We start from the raw sequence: 24165 nt of genomic DNA, 5'->3' as shown, positions 1-24165 counted from the left end.
AGTTATGAAAAAGTATATGTTTCTGTTTATCATCGTGTTCGGGATCAGTTCGTGTAACAGTTTTCTGGATGTAAAACCCAAGAGTGAAATTTTAGGTGATAAGTTGTTTGAAACCCCGGAAGGTTTTGAAGATGCTTTGTACGGGGTGTATACAGGTTTGACACAAGATGCTCTGTACGGGAAAATATTGTCATGGTATTTGCCGGACTTGCTTGCCGGGTATTATATCAAGGAAAATGCAGGTCAACAGTGGGAATTGTTATTGTTTAGTTTTAACTACACGGGAATTTCAGATCGGGGTATGTTTGATAATATCTGGACTAAAATGTACGAGAATATTAATTACGTGAATAGCATTATTCAGAATGTTGATGAGCATAAAGGATTTAAATATTACAAGTTTTATAAAGGGGAAGCTTTGGCTTTACGTGCTTTTATGCATTTTGACTTGTGTAATTGTTTTGCCCCGGCATATCGGGAAGATACCCGTAATTCTCCGGCTATTCCGTTTTATGAAACCTATGAGCCATTAGTATACCCGTTCCGTACTGTGGAGACGATTTATAGGAAAGTGATAGATGATTTGAAAATGGCAGAGGCTTTGCTGGAAGATGAACCGAATTATTTGGCACGGGACAGGAAAGGAATCCCGGGGATCAATGCTTTTATGACCGAACGGCAGTATCACATGAATCTGTATGCCGTACAAGGATTGTTGGCAAGAGTGTATCAGATGCGGAACGATTTGGACAGTGCTATGCTCTACGCCGAGAAAGTAATCCGTTCTGAAAAATTTGACTTTGCCGATAAAACTAATATGGCTTACGAGTATGCTTCTTGTATTTCCAAGGACGAAACGCTCTGGGGGATTTACCCGTTGGCAGAATATGTTGTGCAATTGCAGGAGAATTTCGATTATCCGGATGATGATGTTAATGTTTCGTTATTGCCTTTGAACGGTTTTTGGCTTTATCCCGATTATTACCCTGAAGGGATGGGAGCGGTAGATTATGGTTTTCAAATGCTTTACAAGGTACCGACTTCCGACGGACGACAGGATTACCGGTATAATGGCTGGTTCCGGCAACGTAAAGGCGTGACCGGAAAGCACAGGCGGTTTTATAAAATCTACAATGATACGGGTAAAACTTCCAAGCAAAGGGGAATCAGTATGATGCGGATTTCCGAAATGTATCTGATTATGGCTGAAGGTTTATTAAAGAAGGGGCAAATCACGGAAGCGAGAAAATATTTTGATACTTATACCAGTGCTCGCGGGTTTGTCTTTAAAGAGGGTGAAGCGACATTTGACATGGACCTGATCAATAAAGAGTACCGTAAGGAATTTTTTGGAGAGGGACGGGAATGGTTTAATCGTAAACGACAGAATCTACCCATTTATTCTGCTTATATGAGTTTGGGACAGCCATTCCCGGCTTCAGATGAGAAATATACTTGGCCTATACCTGAAGATGAGTTCGAATACAGGGATGGAGGGAAAGAGGGGGTATATCCATCTGAAACAGATGAACAACAAAATAATTAATAGTAAAGGTTATGAATAAGATAAGATTATTATTATTCGGGATAATAGGTTTCGGGAGTTTGCTATCGTCTTGCGATACCGACTATATGAAGTATGAAGAGGTTAAAGACCGGGTATATTTTTCCAAGTTTTCAGGAGTGGGAACGTCATATAGTAGCTTTCCTTATTGGGAACAAAGTAATCAGTTGTCTAGTACCAGTTGGCTGTTTGTAATGGGGTATCCCATTGATAAAGACCGGGAAGTCCGGATTGAGATTGTTGATAGCCTCACGACAGCTATAGAGGGAGAAGATTTTATATTTCCTGAAAAGTTTGTTATTCCGGCAGGGAAAGTTTCTGTTTATTTACCCGTAATTACTTGGAATCGACGGAAAGAAGGTGATACTCGTTCGGATACATTGAGCGTGGGGATTGCTATTATTGAAAATGAGAATTTTATACCCACGATGGGAGATACATTGAAATTATGTTACGTGCATGGTGAAATAAGTAAACCTCGTTTTTGGTTTGATCAATATTTCGGACCTTTTTCTCCGGGATTGATGTATAAATTTCTTGACCAGTATCATTCCTTGAAAGAAACGAATCCGGAAGCGTATGAATTGCTCTATGCTTATGTCGGGGAATATTGGGATATCAGTGTTTGGCCGAGTCCTGTCGAGTATTTGATTTCAAAATATATTATGACTCCGTTGTATTACTATTACGAGGAACATCCTGAACCCGGTGTTGTTATTCCGCCCATGTATAAATAATTAGAGAGATAGTTATGAAAAAGATAGTTTTATATATTTGGATAGTATTGATGGCATGGTTGGTGCCCGGTGCTTGTATAGACGATAAAACTTCCGGTTTTAAAACGGATGGATCGCCTATCGTGATTTCGGTACAAGATACGGTGGTGTATCAGGATTTCGGTTTTCCTTTAGTGATAGAGCCTGAAATTACCCAATTGCTTCCCGATTTACCCTTGAAATACGAGTGGAGATGGATGGCAATGGACGGAGGAGAGGGAAGTGATTCTTTGAGATTCATTAGTGGAGAGAAAGTCTTTGAGCATGAATTTTCTCGAGCCGGTGTTTTTAAAATTCGATTAAGGGTTGAAAATCAGTATGGAAGTAGTTTTAAGTATTTCACGGCTAATATTCGGGCTCCTTTTGAACGGGGGCTTCTTATCCTGAGTAATGACGAAGAGGATAACGGGCGGCTCTCTTTTGTCCGTTTGAAAGAGGAAAACGAGTTGCTGGATAAGGAGAACACGGATTTTAATTCGAATGCTTTCGGGCAAGCAAATCCCGAAATCATTTTGTGGGGAGCTAGAGATGTAATCTTTGTACGCACTGGGAAGGATTATCCGTATAGTTATGTATTGGCAATCTCTTCCGAACCGGAACAGAAGATTTATTTTCTTAACGGGCGATATTTTTTGATGGAAAATATCGTGGATGTGAAAAAATTCTACCCGGAAGCCTATCCCACGGTATTATGTGGTAATGGAGATAATGCTGCCCGTAAGATGATGTTCGGTACTAACGACCGGATGGGACATCCGGGGGATTGCGGATTTGTACATATGGAAAGTTTTCTCGCCTATCCCGGTGAAACCTCCGGAACGTATGATAAAATAATTGTTGGAGAATATAAAGATGAGGATTGGGGATTGACGACTTATCTTGGATGGTTTATTGATAATATTCATTCAAATGTATGGGGTATCGAGTATGGAAATAGTACATTTACCAGTGGAGAACGATTTACTGGTAAACAGGTCATTAATGGTGCATATATTGATAAATCAGGAAAAATAGTATTGGTGGCTGTCGAGAAAGATGATCCGCGAAAAGTCAGTATTCATAAAAGTGATTTCTATAGTTGGGATTGGGATACCCGGGAAATTGTGTTTGAATCTGATCCTTATATTTACACCGTAGACGGTGATTTGAACTTGACTGCCGATAGCCGGATGGTTTCTAACGGGAAATATCAATACATTTACTATTATCAAGGTAATAAGATTTATCGTTGGGTATATATGGCGCAAGAGCCTGAATTGCCTACTAAGCCCGAACTTATTTTAGATGATCCCGATGATGAAATCACTTGTATGGAGATGAGTCCGAACCGGGAACACATGTGGGTATGCGTGTATAACAAGAATGCGGATACTGAATTGAAAGGAAAATTGTTAATAGTTAATCCGGCTACTATGACGGTAGAGAAAACTATCAAGGGTATTTCAGACCGGGCAATTAAAGTGATGTGGAAACCCGTGGAATTTAATGAAAAGTAGTATGTTTTGTAAAAAGGTACACGTGTTAGGCTTTCTTTTTGTATTTCTATTCGGTTTATTGCTGGTTGGAAATCCTGTTTTTCCGAAGATGATTTCCGGAATAGAGATACAAAAAGAGCGTTTGAAAGCGGGGTGTCCCGCTCTTAATTTCCGCTATAAGGATAATAAAGGACGTTGGGTGGGGTTAAAGGATTTTAAAGGGAAGTATGTTTACATTGATATATGGGCCACGTGGTGTGGTCCATGTAAAGCGGAGATTCCTTATTTGAAACAACTGGAAAAGGAAATGAAGGGTAAAAAAATAGTGTTCGTGAGTATGTCTTGTGATGAGGATAAAGCGGTGTGGGAAAAGTACGTGAAAGAAGAACGTTTAAGTGGAGTACAGTTGTGGATGGGGAAGGGGAAAGATATGAAAGATTTCTATCAAATTCAATCCGTACCCCGGTTTATCCTGTTGGATAAAAAGGGTGATATCGTGGATGCATTCATGACTCGCCCTTCTGATGAAAAAACAAAAGAAACGTTGATAAAATTGAAAGGTATATGATGAACGGTAATTTGAAATGTTGTCGGGTTTTATTATTCATGATAGGATTGTTGCTTTGCGCGGGTGGAAAAGTCGGGGGAACGGAATACGTCGTGTTGGTGGGGAAGAATGTGCAAGCTGACCGGGAGTGGAAAAAAGTGGTAGATAAATTGGTCGAAATTCATCAAGCTCAAGTTGTGGAATACGGGGAGTTCACCTCGGAGGCTTTATCCCGGTTGAAAGAACTGGCTCCTCGGTACGTGGCGATAGTAGAGAAGCCGGAACGGATAAATCGTCAATTCGTTATAGACTTGAACCAAATGAGCCGAAAGGTGGACGATGACATTTATACTGATTTCTTGTGGGGAATAATTACCGGTTATGATGCAGATGCCGCTTTGGCACTTGTGGAAAGGGCTCGGACACCCAAAGAGGTGAGATCTGCATGGTGTTTGAGGAACGATGATTTTCGTGATGGGAAGTATTTTGAAAAGATGGGACTTTGTGATCAAGGTGGCGTGTGGTATGAAAAAAATGGAGAAGGTGATACCGTGAGTCGTCATGTCTTTGAAGAGCAAGCTGGTATGAGTGAACGGATGGTGCGTTGGGTGGAAACTGCGCAACCGGATCTGATCGTTTATCAAGTAGAAGAGTTGGGTAATCGGATGCCTTTGTTACAAGGAACCGAGAATGAAGGGGAGATTGTGGTTCCCCGGGAAGGTAAATTGTGGTTGGGTGACCGACGTCTAAAACCGGGCGGGCAATCCCGAGTCTATTTCGCGCAAATGAGCGGGGGGCGAACTCACGCTACTCGTGAGAGTATTCCTGTTGCTTGGATGAATGACGGGAGCGTGACAGCATTTGTCGGTTCCACAACTTTTTCTTTTCATGGACGCGGTACGTGGGGAACTTTGAAGTATTGGTTGACGGATGCCGGACGGTTTACGTTGGCGGAAGCCTATTTTTTGAATCAACAGGATGTCTTGTGGCACCTGAATGAATGGGAGCCGGAATTACTTTATAAGCCTTGCCAATATAGTGATGATCGGATAAAAATGGTACGGCTTTGTTACGGGGCTTATAGTGAACTGCAGGAAAAAGAACCGAACAATCCGGCTTTGATAGATAAATTCGGTTATTGGTACGAACGGGATATTTGGGTCTATTACGGAGATCCGCTTTGGGATGTGCGAGTGAAGGATCTCTCCCATGACCGCCCTTACACGATAACCTCTCGTACAAGAGGGAAAAAGTGTGTTGTAACGATTAAGGTGTCGGCGGATTATACATGGGATAGGCTATGTGGAGAGCTTTTTTCAACTTATGGTATGGGGGATTTGCATTGTGCGGTGGGGAATCTGCCGATTTGTTATTTCTTCCCCGAGCGACTTAGAAATCCCCGGGTAGCAATCTCGCGAGAGATGAATTGGGAGATTAGTGTAAATAAGGACTTTCTTTTTATTCGGGATGCGTTTTTAGAACCGGGAAAGACTTATCGGATTGAATTGGACGTGGATAAATAGAGCGGAAAGAACAAGAGATTGACCGTCCAACTCTTGAATGTTGTGTGGAGTATAGCGAAGGATCTCGTGAAAAACGCCATTGGCGGGAGATTCTTCGCTTCGTTTTGAGTGGAAACGATAGAAAAAAGTCGTTGCTATGAGTTTTTATTTTTTTGAGAGAGGTGCGTTTTGGGCAGAATTATTTTAATTTTGCTGTCCGATTAAACAAATTAAAAACAGAAGAAATGATAGCAAATTGGTTTGAAGCGAAGGTGAAATACGTGAAAGTGGGTGAGGACGGGAAAGAGAAGAAAATGTCCGAGTCGTATTTGTTGGATGCCATGTCTTACACGGAGGCGGAGAGCAGGATCACGGAGTGTTTGAGAGAGATGATTCAGGGGGATTTTTATATTGCCGCGTTGAAGAAGTCGAACGTGACGGAGTTGGTGGAGTCGAATGACGGGAATGACGACAAGTGGTACAAGGCGAAGGTGAACATTATTGATGCCGACCAGATTAGCGGAAAAGAGAAGAAGTCCGGTCAGTATTTCCTGATCGCGGGGTCAGATTTGGAGAGAGCTTTGGTTAATTTGCAAAAGAGTCTGTCTACTTACGTGGTTCCTTTCGAGATCGCTTCTATTGCCGACACGACAATCATGGACGTGTTCCCTTATTTCTCGGATGACGCGGAGGAGAGGATTCCTTCGAATCTGAAACCTCTCGGTGAGATGGAGGCGAATACCGAAGAATTCGAATAGGGAAAAACTGCCGTAATCATATGGTAATCCTTGGGTTATACTACCTCTTCTTTCTTACAGCTATGATATAGAATGCTTGTAGCAACGATTTTTATCGGGGATACAAGTGTTTGCTAGGGGTGTTGTGAGCGGGAAGAGGTAGTTTTACGATAGGATTACTTGGGGAAAACCCGAATGAGGGCTTACTCTAAAATATTGTCCAATATTTTGTACTGTGCGTTGAAAAACAGCCTTCTCTCGAAACGTCCGCTTTGGGAGAGTAGGGTGGAGATGTTGCAAAAGGAGTTTATCCATTCTTTCACCTTGGTGAAGTCTTCCTCGGAATTCTCTATCATGGAGAAACTGAAGTTGCTTTGAAACGTGGCAAAGTGTCTGTTACCGGATTGATAATAGTTGCTTGTAAAGCCGATATTGACGGAGGAAACATAGAAGGTCGTTTCCGGCGGATATGGGATTGCGGGTACACGGGTACCATTTAATGTCATTTCGATATTTGATAAGAGCTCGTGAAGTTCTTCCTTTATATCTTCTTTTTCTCGTGTCGTGATAATGTTCATTTTGTAGAAATTGTCAATTTCTCTGGCTAATATCCAGATTAATGAATTATCCCAGACGTAGAAAACTTCTCGAAAGTTGTATGTGTCAATGTATTCTCCTGCAAGGGTAGATAATTTGTGGGGAAGTTCCCATGAAGAAAAATGATTGAATTCTTCCGACCGGATGAAGTAATTTCCCCATTTGAAGAACATGAATTTCATAATCATGGGAAAATGGATGAAAAATTCCAGCGGTAGGACGTGGTAAACATTTCCCATTTGTCCGGGAATGTCCCGGTTGATGTATTCGATTCGTTGGATGTTTTGCTCTATCATGTCACACAAGCAATCCATGGAATGAAATTTCAAGGGGATTTCCAGCACGACGGGATGCCATTGATGGTTTTCTGCTTTGTAAAGTAGTCTGTCGATAGAGATATTCAGTTCTTTTGCCAATATTCCCATTTCCCGGATAGAGAAATTCACTTTTCTTGCCAATCTCCTGTAAATGGATTCCTTTTCTAATTTTAGAATGTCGGATACCAAATTTATCAGATCTGCCCTTTTGGGGATTTTCTTGTATAATTCATCAATGAATTCGTCATGGAGATCCTTCTTTTTCATCATGGTTTGTATTTATTTGAAGATGGAATATGTTAAATTCAATATCAAAAATAACTATAAATACGGAGTTTTTTGATAAATATTAGCTTAAAATGCGTTTAAGTATAATATTCGAGTGTCATGTTTTTCTTTTCTCCGTTTAGGAGAAATTTTCCGGTATTTTTCCTCTGTTTAGGAGGAAGTTACTGAATGGTTTCCTATCATTGAGCGGGATAGAAAAATTGTTCGCCCGAAACTTCTCCGGGATGTTCAATTCCGGTGGTAGGAGTTGGATAAAGTTGTCTTTTTCAAGCGATAACAATGGTTTACATTTGCATTAAGAAAATTAAATCTGTATGCAAAGTAAAAGATTTATATTATTAATCATGGTGATTTCGTTCTGCACGTTAGCCCGTGCTCAAAAAATCGCATTGAAAAATAACCTGCTGATGGACGGTATGGCATCTCCGAATCTGGGTGTGGAATTCAAGGTCGGGGTGCGTACCACGTTGGATGTTCCCGTCAGTTGGAATTTGTGGAGTTTCAGCAATGATAAGAAGTTTAAGCATTTTGCCGTGCAGCCGGAATTACGGTGGTGGAAATGTCAACCGTTCACGGGACATTTCTTGGGTGTTCACGCTCATTACGCTTCTTATAACGCGGGAGGTATCGGACCTTTCAGAACGATAAAGGATAACCGGTACGAGGGATGGTTGGCGGGTGTCGGCGTGAGCTACGGTTATAACTGGATATTCGCGCCCCGCTGGTCGCTGGAAGCTACTGTCGGGGCAGGATATGCTTATATGTCGCACGATAAATTCCCGTGTGGCAAGTGTAAACCCAAGATCGGGCACAAGACCGCACATTATTTCGGGTTGACGAAACTCGGGTTAACTCTTGTGTTTCTGATAAAATAATACAGACTATGAAAATCAATGGTAAGATGAGGTTTAAAATGGTGGCTCTGGCTGGGCTCGTGTTGCTTTTTATAGCTCCTGTCGCTTTAGTTGCCCAACAGAAAGTGTCAGACGTGCGAGTGGTGGTGCGTGACGTGCGGCAGGAGCGTGACAGTATACGTGTTGTGCTTGATATTGAGGCTATCGGGGTTTCTGTCCCTGCCCGAGGTCAGATGTACCTTTTCCCGGTGATTCGTTCCGGGATGAACGAGAGGAAGCTGCTGCCTGTCGTTATCAGCGGCAGGATTCAACAGGCGGTGGTGAACAGGGTTGAAAGGCTTTCGGGGCGTGTCGAACCCGTGTACGCGTCTTTCTCCGCGAGGGAGCAAAAGTTTTTTCACGAGAGGATAAGTTACAGTGCGACGATTCCTCTCGAAAGTTGGATGAGGGATGCGAATGTTGCCATGGCACAGGAACGGCGCAATTGCAGGGGTGAGTTTCATCACCTTTCCATGGAGGTTATCGCTGATAGAATCCGTTTTGCGGAAAGGCCGACACGTGTAATTTACGAGCTCCCCGTGGAACTTCCCGTCCCGCCGCGGGAGGAGATAAAGATCAGAACGGAGTCCGGCGAGGCACAGATTATCTATACGGTAGGCAACGCGGAGATTAAACCCATGTTAGCCAATAACCGGAACGAGTTGGATAAGATTCGGCAGAGTATTGAAAAGGTGAGAAAAGTACAAGGAGTGAAAATTAACTCCGTTACGATTTCTTCTTACGCGTCACCCGAGGGGACGTGGGAGTATAACCTTAAACTGTCGGAACGGCGGGCGGCTTCGCTCACGGGGTGGCTTCGCGGGAATTATGATCTCGCGGGAATCGCTCTTTCTTCGCAAGGTTACGGGGAGGATTGGGAAGGACTTGAAAAATTAGTTCGGGAAGATCCGGGCATGCCCGAGGGCGAAAAAGGACGAGTGCTTGAAATTATCGGGAATACGGATGTATTTGACGGGCGCGAGAGGCTGTTGATGCAGTATAATGAAGGACGGACTTATCGTTATATGCTTGCCAATCTTTTTCCCATGCTTCGCCGGAGTGCCTATCGGATTACTTTCACGGTTCCCGAATACTCGATCGAAACCATAAAGGAAGTGTTCAAATCTTACCCGAGTATGTTGTCTTTGTACGAGTTTTACCTGCTTGCCAATCAATATGAACCCGGTAGCACTCAATTCAAGGAGGTTATCGTGCAGGCGGCAAGGATATTCCCGGAGGAAAAAAGCAGCCGCATCACGATGGGCGTGTTTAGTTACTTGTCAAATGATGTGTCGGCGGCGTTGAAGTTCTTGCAGGGACTGGAGGATGAGCCCGAAGCATGGATCTATTTCTCTGCGTTCCATGCCCGCAATAATGAGTTGGACAAAGCGGAATATTATGCGAAGAAGGCGGCGGCTACCGGTAATACCGATGCGGCAGCACATCTTAGATTGATTGAACGATACAAGGCAGATGAAAATGTTTATCAGGAGAAATTGAAAGATTGGGAAATGTATGGAATGGATTGATTCCACGATGATTGAAAATATAATTATTGTCCATTAAAAACACGACTAAATGAAGATGAAAATGATTCTAATGTCAATGTTGGCGATAGCGGCATTGACCGGTTGCAGTAAAAGTGATAGCGATAATGATCCGCCGATAATAAGTGATGCGGATGTTGCTTATCTTTCCATTAAAATTGCAACGCAAAATACATCAGCCCGTTCTTCGGGCGAGGAAAGCGGAACGAACGAGAGTGACTTGAAAAACCTTTATCTGTTGTTCTTCGATGAGGCGGAAAATATAGTGGGAATCCCGGGTACGACGGATTACCTCGTGAAGATTCCGAATGCTTCTTCAAGCCCGTCAGCCGTTAAGGTCTCTGCGGCGGCGACCAAACTTTTGGTGATAGCCAATCCCGGCGACAAGTTGGAGGGAATGTTGAACGATATTAACGTAACGACGACTTTTAGCACGGTTAACACGGCAATCAAAGAGGCTACCCGAGAGGAGATCACGGATGTCGTTCTGCCTATTGCCAAAGGTTTTACCATGATTAATAGTGGCGATGAAACCGGGAAAGATGCCGGGGATAAGATTTCCGATCCTTTGATTGACATCAGCGGTAAAATTCAGAAAGTGACGAAGGACGTGGATGACGACGAGGCAAAGGAGGCTGCCGAGAAAATAGGTAACAGGGTGCAGGTGAAGATCGAACGTCTGGCTTCCAAACTGGAACTCAGTCTTAAAGGTAATATAGAGGTAAAACCTGACGGGGCAACATTTGTTTTCGGTAACTGGACTTTGGATGCCGTGAACAGTACGTTCTATCCTTTCGCGGAGAAGGCGCTACTTTCGGTTACTCATTCGAATGATGGAAGTTATACCAGTAATTTCTACACGGTTGACCCGAATTACACGAATGATGTCGGTATCGTGAATGCCACGGTAAATAGTAGTACTTATAATCCGGTATTGGTGTCGCCGTACACGTGGATGGCTACCGCGGATAAGACTTATTGTATCGAGAATACGATGTCTGCCGCCGAACAGAAGTTCGAGAATGCTACCCGTCTGGTGATTAAAGGCACGTATTATCCACCGGGACGCGCTAGTGGGGGCGACTGGTTTAATTTTGCCGGGAGTAATTTCACTGATTTTGCGGCATTGAAAGCTGCTTACAATGCTGTCGATGTCGGACCGAATTTGAAGGCTGCCTGCGAGAAAATGTACACTAAAATAAAGGAGTACGCGGATGCGCACAGCGAGGTGACTCTTACCGGTACTTCGTTCGCCACTCTTTTGGAAACGGATTTGTCACAAATCCCGAATGGCGGAGAGGTTATCAAGGATGGTAAGAATCCTGTTATCCGTTGGTACCAGAACGGGCTTTGTTATTACTATTACGAGATACGTCATGATAATGAAACAACGCAGGAGATGGCTTTTGCCAAATACGGCGTCGTTCGTAATAACTGGTATAAATTGACCTTGGGTTCCGTGAAAGGTGCGGGAACTCCTTGGTATCCGGATATAGACAACCCGGGACCCGGTGATCCGGACCCGAAAGATCCGATTGACGGGACGGTAGGATATATCGGTATCACGGTTGAGGTAGCACCGTGGATCGTTTGGGAAAACGAAATAGGGATTTAGGGATTTTTGATTCGGTGATTCCTTGATTTAGTGATTGACGATTCAGTGATTTATGAAATACGGTTTGTATGGTTGGAATCATTTAGCATGATAAAATCTATAATGAATGAATGGTATGAACGTGAATAATGTACATCGAGACAGGTTCCGGTTGCTTCCGATTGTTATCTTGTCGCTTTTCTTCGTGTCGTGCGAAAGTATCAAGGACGATATGGATGATTGCGGGATATATCTGGAATTTGTCTACGATTACAATATGGAGTATGTTGACTCTTTCGAACTGCAAGTGGAGACGGTCGATGTATTCGTGTTTGACGGGAAAGGGCTGTATCTTTTCAACAGACACGTCGGGCGTAAGGAACTTGTCGGGGGGAAACGGATGTTTTTCGGGAATGATTTCCGTCCGGGGGAATACAAGATACTGGCGGTAGGAGGGTTGACAGAGCATTTTAAGGTTGCTGACAAGGACGGTAATTCTTTATCCCCCGGGCAGACTATGCTGGAAGATGTCCGGATAACGCTGAACCGGACTTCCGGGACGGTATCTCACGGATTCTCGCCTTTATGGGTGGGACAGACCATTGATATTCAGAATAAGTCCGATTTGTCGGTGTTTCCGGTGCATCTTGTCAAGAATACCAATCGTTTTACGTTGTTGCTGGATAAATCTGAAAAATATGCTGGAGCAAGAAGTGGGGCGGCTGCGTATACTTTTGAAATAGAAACCCCGGAAGGGGCGGTGTACGGTCATGATAATATGCCAAGGCTAAGGGAAAACGTGAGGTACATTCCATACGAACTGACAACGGGGAGCGAGCCGGGAGTGTTGTCCGCGGGACGTCTTAACACGGTCAGACTGGTATACGGTGAAGATTATAATTATAAACTTACCGTGCGTGATGCGCGAAGCGGAAGCGTGTTGTGGAATTACGATCTGATGTCTTTATTGGAAGAGATAAAACCAGCGAAAGGGTTGGACGGTAATGACTTGTCCATGCAGGGATTTCTTGATCGACAGAGCGAATGGCATCTGGTGCTTCTGTATAAAGAGGGAAGTGGGCCCGATGGTTTTGTTGCCGTGGGAATCAAGATCAATAACTGGATAATATGGTTTAATGATATAGGTGTCTGATTTTATATTGAAGTGTTTATGAAAAATAATATCTTACATATTGTCTTTACGCTGGTTTTTCTCGTTTCCTGTATCTCAGAACGATCGGAAAAGAATGAAGATATGGCGGGCGGTACGCGGGGAATGATGTCAATAGAGGTTCTTGTGGATGGAGCTGACGAACATGATTACGTTCATACAGCCCGTTTTATCACGTTCGATGACGCTTCGGTTTTCCCTGTTATCGATATCAACGAGGTCGTTGCTTTTGACACGAAAGAGCAGGACGCCAAGAAGTTCGGTACGACGTTGGAAGTCAGTTCGAACCCGGATAAAATGCTTGTCGTGGTCGTGAATGAGCCGGGGACAATGACTGCCGCGTTGGAAGCGGTGACTTCCCCGTCCGAGTTGGAGGATTTGATTTTTCGGATGGGGGACGCATTTAATTTTAACCATACGCTCCCTGCTTCTTCGGGACTCCCGATGACCGGGGTAAAACGGAAAATTGCAGTAATCGAGGGGAACACGACACGGGAAAAGATCAATATAGAAAGGGGGGTGGCACGGGTAGAGCTTTGGTTGAAAAAAGAGGATGCCGTTGCTTTTGCCCGACTGACCAATTCTTTTCGGGTGCTGTTGGAGAACACCTACACGGGAGGATATCTGATAGCAGGGACAGAGGCCGACGGCACTCGTTTTCAAACGGGTACGGACGTGGAAAATAATTTTGGGCGGATGTTGATTCCTGCCAGTGATTACGAGTATGTCGGTTGGTTTTACGGGGCAAGTAATTCTTTGGAGTTAGATGATACCAAGCAATTGATATGCGCGTTTTACACTCCCGAAAGAACTTGCTCTGCCCCGGGAGATGTTGATAAGCTGGTATTGGATATCATAGGATTAAGTACTCCCGACGGGTTGAGGGATACCCGTACGATCCTGTCTGAATTTTCCCCGGAAGGAGGGGGGAATGTGCAAGCACTCACGGAGATCAGGCGGAATAACGTGTACTGTATCGTGGGTGTCGTGAAGGAGAAAACCGTGCAGTTCGAGCATACCGTCATTCCGTGGTCGGATGCGGGGCAGGGGATTATTATTGATCCCCAGTACTTTTTGCGGGTAAGTCGGGATAATCTTTATATCAGTAGTGACGGGAAGTCGGTTATAATTACAACCGAGACCAATTACGACAGGACTGACCGCGGGTTCCCGAAAGGGATACAACTGGGAACGGTAAGTTATTACGATAAAAATGGCGATCTACTTGCACCTTCTCATGTTCAGAGTGATTGGTTACAAGTCGTGATGTCGGAAGTTGCCGGAAGTTTGTTTCAAAAGTTGACATTTACGGTTTCTGGGAATCTAGGTAGTGTTGATATAGGATGTTATGCCGTTGTAGAAATCAAGGCGGGAAATCTGACCAAGGAGGTACGGGTAACTCGTTCATAGTATAATAAATATGTGATAAATGAAGCGATTTAAAGTATTATCGAAACTGTTTTACCCGGCTGTTTTATTACTGCTTGGTGTGGCGGGGTGTGTATCGGAGAAACTGGATGCACCTGCCGGAGTATCGGGTGAGGTGGTGGCCATGGAAATGATTATTCCGGGTTTTGATGTGCCTGTAACCCGCTCGTTAGAAGGTTCCAAAGGGGAGGCCGCGGTGGAGACGATAGACGTTTTGATTTTCGATCAATCGACTCCTGCCGCGAAATTGCTCCAAAATATCAAAGTGAGTAATTTTACGCAGGAACCGTCGGGTTCGGATTATAAGATAAAGTATAATTTGGCGTTACCGAAAGACGAGAATGCCGCTTTGATTGTAATTGTCACGAACGCTTCGGATGAGGTGGATAAGGCATTGACAGATTATCCGGTCAATTCGGAAAAACAAGACGTGTTAGGAGCGTTGAAATTTATCACGCGACCGAATACCGACGGTTCCTATAAATGGAATGTATCGACACCGGGTTATACCCCGATACCGATGTACGGGGAAGTTCCCGTCAACGGGATTGCACCGGGAAAGACAGTCAGCATATCGTTGACTCGTATGCTTGCCCGTATTGACGTCGAGAACGAGGTTAAGGGGAGCATTTTCAGACTTGAGGAAATATACGTGGTGAATTACAATACTTCGGGTTATATTGCCCCGGCGTGGAACGCATCCAACGGTAATATCATAGCGGATTATTACACGAATAATAATAATCCTATGGTGCCGAATCCAGCGGGCAAGCAGCCCGGAACCTTGGATGATGCGATGATGTATGAATATAAGCAGGTTGGCGATGTTGCCGGACCTTTGTTGGCGGGGGAGATCTACGCCTATGAAGCCGCGAGGAACTCGGAAGCCGATCAAGTGAACGGAACTTGTCTGATTATCAAAGGAAAGTATTTTGGGAAGGATTACTATTATCGCGTTGATTTCACTCGTGAGTCGGTGGCGTCTACTGCCGCGGACTATATGCCCCTGTACCGCAACTACAAGTATATTGTCACGATAACGGCGGCAGAGGGAATCGGCTACGAATCATTCGATCAGGCGCTTCGCTCGAAAAGTGTGTTGTCAAATCTGAAAACTTCTATTCTGGTCGTGGATATGTCCGGGATAAAGCACATTGTTTATGACGGACAGTTCTTTATGGGTGTGGAAACACGGGTAATTGATATGCCATACGGCGTGAGCAGGCAATTGAAACACCGGGTGAGTTCCGATTATCACGGGGATTGGAATGCTGTCGTGTTGGAACCGAACGCGCACACGTGGCTCCGGCTTGCCGACAATAAGCCCTCGACGAATGGGGCTGACATTAACCAGACAGGGGTGGAAATCAATGTTATGGCGATTACCCCGCCGGGTAATCCCGAGGATTACGTGAGCGGTAAAATCGTGTTTACTGCCGGGAGGCTTATCGACACGCTGACGGTCCGGAGAGTTCCGGTCGCCGAATTGTTTGCCCGTAGTAACGTGGTTCTAAGTTCCGGGGTATTGACTTTTGCCATTACGGAACAGGATAACCGGACGATTCCGGCTTGGTCGCAGGGGCTATTTTTTAAATGGGGATCGCTTGTCGCGCTGGCACCGGGAGGGAATCCCTATGATCCGACGGTACAAGTCGTGTATGCCCCGTCGGGGTTGAATCCGTCAGACTGGAAAGGCGGGCTTGGCGGTTGGGATAAAATACCATACGGTCACCCGAATTTCGGCTTTACCTCGTCTTCCGCGGCGGATGATTCTTTTAAAGAGTTTTTTAATAACACGGGTTTCGACGAGGCAACGGGCATAGGGGATATATGTCGTTATATTTCCAGTGGAAAGGATGGAAAAGGTTGGGTGGAAGGAAAATGGCGTATGCCTACTTCTGCCGAATTGGAAGCATTGTATAATGAAACGGGGGTAAAAACAGCGAATAGAGGTAGTTTTAAAGATGTCACGTTAAACTTGAATGCCAATTCCGGCAGTTATTTGAATGGATCGTTTGATCCGGAAAGTGGTTGGTTTCTGGGGGCGAACGTGTCGGTTTCTACTTCAACGCCTGCCAACGCGGGGACACCGCCAGCCGGAACTGTTTTTCTGCCTGCCGCGGGACACCGCTATCCCAACGGGGACGGTAACGTGGTACAAGTCGGGGCTTACGGGTATTATTGGTCGGCGACGCCTTACACGATTAATAGCCGGTACACGGTGAACTATCTTTTCATGGAAAAAGACGGGATGCTGTTTTACGATGCCGACTTGTCGTATGCTTTTCCGATTCGTTGTATCAGAGATTATTGATGGATAAATATATATGATATGGAAACACCGAAGTATATGATGAAAAAGATATTCTTTCTTTTGTTGGTATTGTTGGGAATGAGGGACGGTGTATCGGCACAATCCTCTCATCTTATGCCTTTTTTCCGGTCGTTTTTGGACGGGGATATGGAGAATGTGAAACTTTTTGAGCCGAATCAGATCGAAGCCTCGGGAAGAAAAGCCGATAACACGTACAAGAGAGCAAATCAGGCGAAGCCGGTGAAAAACTTGGGATTGCGACTCACGCAAGGAAAAGAAGAGGTCGGGGCTTTTTATTTGCCCGATTATATTTTCTCCACGAAAGACGGTTTACTGATTGAGTTCGAGTATATCATGATGTACACGAATCCGTCGGAAAAGGGTTTGACGGACGGTATTTGTATGTTTCTTGTCGATGCGACTACCAATCAATATATTGGGGATAATCTGAAATACGGAGCGGAGGGGGCGGGGTTTGGTTATACTCACAGGTCGTCGGTTCACCAGAGCATAAGTAAGGGGGTATTGCCGATAACCGGCATGAAAGGCGGGTATCTCGCCGTGGCGCTGGATCAGGGTAATTTTAAGAATTGGCGTATGGAAGACTACGAGATGAGAAACGGGATTCCTTATAATGATAATTTGACTACAATAGCTAATGCGCAACTTCTAAAGTATAACACCAGAAGTAATGTAACCATTCGGGGGGCTGCCGGTCGAGGAAAAAAAACGATAACAACTAAACAGAATACGCATGAAATACCGGAAGGCAGTTGGGGATTTCCGGTACTTATCACCCGACACACGGGATGGAGTATTACCGGAGGGCTTGAAGATGAACATTCGAACGGATTGAGAAATGAAGCCGGATTCGAGTTGAACACAATGAGCGGGCAGTATGAACGGCATGTTACTCCCCGGATTGATAAACCGTTCAATATTTCAGGCGGAGGTGTGTTCTCTCATTCAGATGAAAGTACATACCGTAAAGCAATTATCGCGTTGGAACCCAATGATAACGGGGGTGGTTTTAAGATTACGGTGACGATACAACACGGGACAGACAAGACGGTCGTGATAGAGAATTACACGTACCCGTCTTCTTTGAGTTATACTGAAAATAGTTTACCAATCCGGATTGCGGGCGGCAGTCCGCCTAAACCGATATGGTATACCACCCCACCGGTAACAGACCTAACCCTGATTACGCCACAGAGATTATGTATCGGGTTTATGGCATCGACCGGACAGCTTACGGCACATACCAATATTATTAAGAATTTGCGGATTACTCCTCTCTATGGGGCACGCGCAGAAGATGATATTTACGAGCATCGTCGAGGACCTGCCACTGTGAGACCATTGGATAATGACGTGGCGTACAGGGGTGAAGGCAGTACTCCGAATCCCGGTAAAGATAATTTGGACCCGAGGAGTTTCAGAATATGGAAAAATGATAAGGAATGTCTTGGGAGTGAGGTATTCGTGTACGAAGCTCTTAACGAGGGCAAATGGGTATATAATCCGGATCTGGCTGAAATGATGTTTTTTCCGGTCAAGGGTTTCAAGGGCGAGGCCTCGATCATGTATGACGTTAAGGGAAAGTACGCGCCTTATGACGATGAGTTGTTTCGTTCTTCTCTGGCGAAAATCGTGATTAATATAGATGATAATCAACCTTGAGTTCGCCTTCGGCGAGTTGCAGGTTACAGGTTGCATTTGCCTTCGGCGAGTTACAGGTTGCTTCTCTAGCGTTAGTAATTTGTAACTCGCCGAAGGCGAACCCTACTCCCCAATCTTTTGTTTGTTTTTTCGGAAACGTTTGTAAAAAAGCCTTTTTCTGCACTTTAATTTGTTAAATTTTATTTGATTATATTGATATTCAATGTTATAACACTTGTAAAGTTACGTGTAAATTCTTGTCTAAAATTTGGCTTTATACTATTAACTTTTATACCTTTGCCGGATTAATTTTCTCCGGGTCGTTTTGTATGAGCGAGGGACATTTAGTGAGTTTTTGACGATCGGGTGAAACTTGAAAGAGATTCAAACGTATTTGGAAATAATTAATCTATAAGAATTATGAAGACAAGAATTGAACATGATTTACTCGGCAACAAAGAGGTGCCAATGGATGCTTATTATGGTGTTCAGACTTTGAGAGCAATCGAGAACTTCGCTGGGATTAGCGGTTACACGATCGGAATGTTCCCGAACTACGTGAAGGCTTTAGCGATGGTAAAATGGGCGGCTGCAAAGGCTAACTATGAATTAGGCTTGATTCCTTCCGATATAACGAATGCTATTACGGCAGCTTGCGAGGAGATCATTGACGGTAAATTGGCCGACCAATTCCCCGTGGATATGGTACAAGGTGGTGCCGGAACTTCCACGAACATGAATATCAACGAGGTTGTAGCTAACCGTGCGTTGGAATTATTGGGACATCAAAAAGGTGAGTACGACTATTGTCACCCGAACAACCACGTGAATCTTTCTCAATCCACGAATGACGCTTACCCGACATCTTTCCACTTGGCTATAATTTTGACCAATAAAGAAGTTGTGGCAGAGATCAAATTGTTGGTTGATTCTTTCCGTAGAAAAGCGAAAGAGTTCGAGCACGTGTTGAAAATGGGACGTACTCAGTTGCAGGATGCCGTGCCGATGACTTTAGGTCAGGAGTTCGAGGCTTATGCTTATACTTTGGAAGAGAATATCGAGCGTCTGAACGAGGCTGCTAAATTGTTCTTGGTCGAGAACATGGGTGCCACGGCTATTGGTACGGGTATCAATTCAGAACCGGAATATGCTGAAATCTGTGCTCGTGAATTGCGTATTATCAGTGGTGAAGAGTTCGTGTTAGCACCGAACCTGATTGCCGCTACGCCTGATACCGGGGCTTGTGTATCCTATTCTTCCGAATTGAAACGTTTCTGCGTTCAATTGTCCAAGGTATGTAACGATTTGCGCTTGTTGTCCAGCGGTCCGAGATGCGGATTGAACGAGATTAACTTGCCGCCGATGCAACCGGGATCTTCTATCATGCCGGGTAAAGTAAATCCGGTTATCCCTGAAGTGGTAAACCAAGTTTGTTTCCGTGTAATCGGTAACGATACGACCGTGATGATGGCTGCTGAAGCCGGTCAGTTGGAATTGAACGTGATGGAACCGGTGATCGTGTACGCTATATTCAACTCTATGCAGATGTTGATTAAAGTTATGGATCGTTTGAGAGTTTTGTGCGTTGACGGAATCACTGCTAACGCTGAACGTTGCAAGGATATGGTAATGAACAGTATCGGAATCGTTACCGCGTTGAATCCGACGCTGGGATATGAAAATTCTTCTCGTATTGCCAAGAGAGCTTTAGCCGAGAACAGAAGTGTTTACGATTTGGTACTGGAAGAAAAGTTGTTGACTAAGGAAGAGCTAGATAACGTTTTACGTCCGGAATTAATGATTGCACCGAAAAAATTTTATAAGAAAAAGTAACCTAACATGTTTAATTTCGTAAATATTGCTGTATCTTAGCAAAACTAAATTTTAAATATAAGGTTATGAAGAAAAGTTTTAATCGGTTTGTTGCAGTTGCTTTAATCGCTGCTTCATCAGTTGCTTTGAGCGGATGTTTCGGCTCTTTCGCATTGACATCCAAATTACACAATTGGAACGGTAGCGTTTCTGATTCTAAATTCGTGAACGAGTTGGTATTTTTGGGATTATGCATCCTTCCGGCATACGAATTGTGCTGCTTGGGTGATGCTTTGATCTTCAACTCTATCGAATTCTGGGGTGGTAACAATCCTGTTGCCATGAAAGCCGGAGATATCGAGAAAGATCAAGTGATGTTTGCAGGTAAATCTTACACTGTAACCAAAACTATGAACAAAATGGAGATCTCTAGCGAAGAATCTGACGCTGTTGCTGAATTCCAATATTATCCGGAAGAGGATGCTTGGTATCTGATGAACGGTCAAGAAAAACAAAAATTGATGAAAAACACGAAGAAGATGATGAAAGCAGTTGTTGCTCTTCACTAATTTTTCGGAATATAGAGAATAAAAAAAGGACGTCGAAAGGCGTCCTTTTTTATTTTTTGTTGCATACTATTTTCTAATGAATCTAAAAATAAAGGGATAAATTCTTGCGAACATGTTGCTGTTTTGTTATCTTTACACAATTACTAATTTAAAATGCAATTAACATGAAAAAGATGATTTTTTTAGTTTGTGCGTTATTCTTCGTGTTGACAGGATTCAATCAACAGGAAAGAATTGTGGAACAAGGTAATGTGGAAATTCTTGGGGGTGTTTCTGCTGTAGGGTATAAGCCCGAAATAACGCAAGAACTCATGAATGTGAGGGTTAATGAAGGAGGTATTGCTGTATTTCTTGCTCAATTTGTACCAATTGACGATCCGACTCTCCGAATTGAATGGTATTGTGATGGTGTGCCAGTTAAGCTCGGTACTCGGATTAAAGCCTATAAGGACGATGGAACTGCGACATTAGTAATAAATAAAGTCGAGCCAGAAGATGCTGGAATATACGAGATTAAAGTATCTAATGCCTTGGGAGAGGCTCTTTCTAGTGCGAGGTTAACCGTCACAGAATAAAGTTGGAAGCAGGATAACATATTTAATTTATTGTCGTTACCCGGTAAAAATCACGCCAAGAGTACTTTGTTGTGTATTTTAGCGTGATTTTAATGATTGTTGATGTGTGTTCTGCGAGGAAATCCGTATATTTGAGTTTAGGTGTTAATAATAAAGGATAAGCGTGATGAATAGTAATCATATTTTTACCGAAGCTTTATATGGGTACAAGCGTTCCCGTCGGAATGTGATTTTTAGGATATTTGTTCTTCTCGGGATCGTGGGGATTACCCTTTACGTGTTCACGCCACTATCCGGTTTAGGTTCCGCTAGAAGTTTCGAGAAACTGTTTCGAGGTCCGGCGATGGATTGGTTTTCCCGGTCGCTATCCTCGTCCATTCCTTTCAAATGTGCTTACTTGTTCAACATACTGCAACTGCTTTTCGCGGTAGTTCTCGTGAGCAACGATAGCAGGCGGTTCCGTTTGGATTCCACGGTAGCGTTGAGCGTTCACGCCCAAGGGAATTCGGAGATTACAACGGGGAACGTCATCGGTAAAATTCTTGCTTTCACGCTGGTCAACGTGTCGTTCCTTGCCTTTTGTGCCCTTTTGAACCTTCTTTTCTATCCCGAGGTGTTCAACGTGGGGTATTACCTCTTTTATTGGTTGACGCTGAACCTCCCGACCACGGTCTTCTGTATTGGTCTTTCCACCTGTGTGATGAGGCTGACGGGCAATCAAGGGTTGGGTATGCTACTCCTTGTGGTTATTTTCGGTGTGTTGATCCTCCCGGGTTCTGTTTGGCTAAACGGGTTATTTGATCCTTTGGCTACGGGCATTCCCAACATGTTTTCCGATTTCACGGGACACGTGAATCCCGGGAATTACTTGCTACAACGGGTGTTTATCCTATTCTCCGGGGTTGGGTTGGCAATCCTGTCGGTAATCCATTATCCTAGAATTCATAATAATCCGCGGGCACCCTTTCGGTTGGTCTGTACGGCACTGTTTCCCTTGCTCTTTGCCGGCAGCTTAGCGGTCGTGTATACTTGCGGCATTCAAACTGTTTCCCAAAAGCGGGAAGCCTTTCGTGATGCTTACGCGAAGTACGATCGGGAGAAGCCGCTCAAAATAGTTGCGAACTATCTCCAGTTGAAAGAAAACGAGAACGGTGGTATCTCCGTGATGAGTAGAATGACGGTTGCGAACAGGGATAGTGTTGTCCTCCCGTTGGTACTCTACCTGAATCCCGGGCTTGTTGTTGCCTCGATCACTGTGGATGGAAAAACGGTCTCTTTCCAACGAGAGCAACAGGTGATTCTCGCGGACGAAACGGTGGCATCCGGCAAGACGAGCGAGGTTGTCGTGAAATACGAGGGGAAAATCGACAATAGTTTCTGTTTCCTCGATACCCCGGAAGAGAAATACGCTTCCCCGGAAGTGAACACGATAGGTATTTACCGCTTCGGTTATTCCCCCGCTTTCTGCGAGAAGGAGTACAAGTTGCTTTCCCCGGAATGCGCCTGGTATCCCGTCAGCATGCCTCTTTACCACCCGTTGGGGTTCCGGGAAGAGATGTTCACCCACTACACGTTGGAGGTGGAGCATGCTCCACACCTTGTGGCGATATCCCAGGGAAAGGCAGATAGAGAAATTGCTGGGAAGACAAAGTTCAGTTTCGAGCATAATATACCCGGGATTAGCCTCTGTATAGGCAATTACAAGAAACGGGAGATGTTGATTTGCATTGATACGGTAGGGCTTAGAATCGCTCCGGGAGTAACCATTGAGTCCGTGGAAGACGACCATCCGGTAAGCGTGGAGCTTTTCTACTTGCCCGAGCATGAGTTTATGCTTGATTGTTACGATGTCGTTACTAAATTGAAGTTGCTGGAAACTATCGAGGGCGCTAAAAATTCGGTGCATTTTTATAGCTATTATTCTAATTATGAACCTAAACGGCTCGAGAATAAAATTGCTTATGATCCCACGTTACAATACCCTTACAGTTGGCTCACCCTCGTGGAAGTTCCTTGTAATTTTCACGCGTTTGCGGGAAGGTCGTTGCAGACAGGAGAGCGCGTGCAGGGGGGGATGGTGTTCCTGCCGGAAAAGAGATACTCGGTAGATGAATCTTCCTATTCTCATGAAGATAAGGAAGAGGAGGCCTGTGGGCGTTTGGTTCATGAATTGGATTTGTTCTCGGAGGGTAGTTGTGATCTGAAGCCGAGTTGCGTGGGTAACACGAGTTTTATCCAGTCTGACGAGTATCCTTTGATAAACGACGTGTTGAAGTTGATCTTTAGTTCCCCGTATCGCGGAATATTTGGAGAGGATATTGAGTATCTTATCGTGGATTATTTGAAAGATCATAGCCTGGAGGATGCCTTGCGGGATTCCTCGCTCTCCCCGGGATTGCTTGATAATATTATCCGTAAAAAGCGTGATGAGTTGTTAGCCCTTTTGGAGATTCGAATTGGTAAGAACGAATTTCTGGAGGCTTATCACGATTTTCTCAAACGACACCTTTTCGAAGAAAAAAACTTTGAAGAGTTTTCACGGGAACTCTCCGCCCGTTTCGGGGTCGGCTTGGATACTATTGTCGAGAACTGGTACCGGAGCGACAGGTTGCCCGTTTTTCAGGTAGCTGGGCATGGAGTGTCTGTTGGATATGATATAATTTTTGATTTCGATGTGTTTAATAGGGGTGAAGTTCCGGGTATTATCACGTTGAGTGATGGAAAGCCGGGGTGGATTATCCCCCCGGGAGAGGGAAGAAGTATAAGGAAATACATAAAAAGCATTGGTAATTTTAAC

At 44.3% G+C, this 24165-nt stretch carries 18 protein-coding genes; 17 read left to right on the top strand and 1 reads right to left on the bottom strand.

Annotated features, from left to right (window positions below):
• Positions 1-4: 4 nt before the first annotated feature.
• The 6 genes from Q5866_RS16225 (at position 5) to Q5866_RS16200 (ending at position 6622) form a co-directional block, all read left to right on the top strand.
• Positions 5-1546: a RagB/SusD family nutrient uptake outer membrane protein gene (locus Q5866_RS16225; RefSeq protein ID WP_186977261.1), complete on the top strand. Its 1542-nt coding sequence runs from the start codon at positions 5-7 to the stop codon at positions 1544-1546.
• 11 nt (positions 1547-1557) lie between these two features.
• Positions 1558-2301 (top strand): DUF4843 domain-containing protein, encoded by a 744-nt coding sequence (locus tag Q5866_RS16220; protein ID WP_186977260.1) that lies wholly within the window; start codon positions 1558-1560, stop codon positions 2299-2301.
• A 14-nt stretch (positions 2302-2315) separates the two neighbouring features.
• Positions 2316-3836, top strand: coding sequence for a hypothetical protein (locus Q5866_RS16215; protein ID WP_303181332.1), 1521 nt, complete (start codon positions 2316-2318; stop codon positions 3834-3836).
• A 1-nt stretch (position 3837) separates the two neighbouring features.
• Entirely contained in the window at positions 3838-4383 is a 546-nt protein-coding gene (locus tag Q5866_RS16210; RefSeq protein ID WP_303181331.1) for a TlpA disulfide reductase family protein, read from the top strand.
• The gene (locus Q5866_RS16205; RefSeq protein WP_227217215.1) at positions 4380-5885 is read left to right on the top strand and encodes a hypothetical protein; all 1506 of its coding nucleotides are present in this window, start codon (positions 4380-4382) and stop codon (positions 5883-5885) included. Before Q5866_RS16210 ends, Q5866_RS16205 begins: the two co-directional genes overlap by 4 nt.
• 224 nt (positions 5886-6109) lie before the next feature.
• A complete protein-coding gene (locus Q5866_RS16200; protein WP_186977256.1) occupies positions 6110-6622 on the top strand; it encodes a DUF4494 domain-containing protein in 513 nt (170 codons plus the stop codon).
• A gap of 182 nt (positions 6623-6804) precedes the next feature.
• Here Q5866_RS16200 and Q5866_RS16195 read toward each other — a convergent pair whose 3' ends face one another.
• Positions 6805-7785 (bottom strand): hypothetical protein, encoded by a 981-nt coding sequence (locus Q5866_RS16195; RefSeq protein ID WP_227217216.1) that lies wholly within the window; start codon positions 7783-7785, stop codon positions 6805-6807.
• Between the two features lie 332 nt (positions 7786-8117).
• On the opposite strand from Q5866_RS16195, the gene Q5866_RS16190 reads away from it, so the two are divergent.
• The 11 genes from Q5866_RS16190 to Q5866_RS16140 all read left to right on the top strand — a co-directional run.
• Positions 8118-8678 carry a DUF3575 domain-containing protein gene (locus Q5866_RS16190; protein WP_099289983.1) on the top strand — a complete coding sequence of 187 codons (561 nt, stop codon included), beginning with the start codon at positions 8118-8120 and terminating at the stop codon, positions 8676-8678.
• A gap of 8 nt (positions 8679-8686) precedes the next feature.
• Positions 8687-10225, top strand: a complete 1539-nt coding sequence (locus Q5866_RS16185; protein WP_303181330.1) for a hypothetical protein — start codon at positions 8687-8689, stop codon at positions 10223-10225.
• Between the two features lie 49 nt (positions 10226-10274).
• Positions 10275-11858 (top strand): Mfa1 family fimbria major subunit, encoded by a 1584-nt coding sequence (locus tag Q5866_RS16180; protein ID WP_303181329.1) that lies wholly within the window; start codon positions 10275-10277, stop codon positions 11856-11858.
• Between the two features lie 106 nt (positions 11859-11964).
• The gene (locus tag Q5866_RS16175) at positions 11965-12990 is read left to right on the top strand and encodes a FimB/Mfa2 family fimbrial subunit (RefSeq protein WP_099289986.1); all 1026 of its coding nucleotides are present in this window, start codon (positions 11965-11967) and stop codon (positions 12988-12990) included.
• An 18-nt stretch (positions 12991-13008) separates the two neighbouring features.
• Positions 13009-14418, top strand: coding sequence for a hypothetical protein (locus Q5866_RS16170; RefSeq protein WP_303181326.1), 1410 nt, complete (start codon positions 13009-13011; stop codon positions 14416-14418).
• Positions 14419-14437: 19 nt separating this feature from the next.
• The gene (locus Q5866_RS16165) at positions 14438-16750 is read left to right on the top strand and encodes a hypothetical protein (RefSeq protein ID WP_303181324.1); all 2313 of its coding nucleotides are present in this window, start codon (positions 14438-14440) and stop codon (positions 16748-16750) included.
• 18 nt (positions 16751-16768) lie between these two features.
• Entirely contained in the window at positions 16769-18433 is a 1665-nt protein-coding gene (locus Q5866_RS16160) for a hypothetical protein (protein WP_099289989.1), read from the top strand.
• A gap of 399 nt (positions 18434-18832) precedes the next feature.
• A complete protein-coding gene (gene aspA / locus Q5866_RS16155; protein WP_099289991.1) occupies positions 18833-20245 on the top strand; it encodes an aspartate ammonia-lyase in 1413 nt (470 codons plus the stop codon).
• 65 nt (positions 20246-20310) lie between these two features.
• Positions 20311-20793 carry a DUF3332 domain-containing protein gene (locus Q5866_RS16150; protein ID WP_186977236.1) on the top strand — a complete coding sequence of 161 codons (483 nt, stop codon included), beginning with the start codon at positions 20311-20313 and terminating at the stop codon, positions 20791-20793.
• A gap of 164 nt (positions 20794-20957) precedes the next feature.
• Positions 20958-21368, top strand: coding sequence for an immunoglobulin domain-containing protein (locus Q5866_RS16145; RefSeq protein WP_292269729.1), 411 nt, complete (start codon positions 20958-20960; stop codon positions 21366-21368).
• 166 nt (positions 21369-21534) lie between these two features.
• On the top strand, positions 21535-24165 hold a 2631-nt coding region (locus tag Q5866_RS16140; protein ID WP_303181321.1), incomplete at its 3' end, for a hypothetical protein.

The sequence above is a fragment of the uncultured Butyricimonas sp. genome, assembly GCF_959596855.1.
Classification (GTDB): Bacteria; Bacteroidota; Bacteroidia; order Bacteroidales; family Marinifilaceae; genus Butyricimonas; species Butyricimonas muris.
The sequence above is the reverse complement of the archived record's forward strand: the minus strand, read 5'-3'. Positions and strand labels throughout refer to the sequence as shown.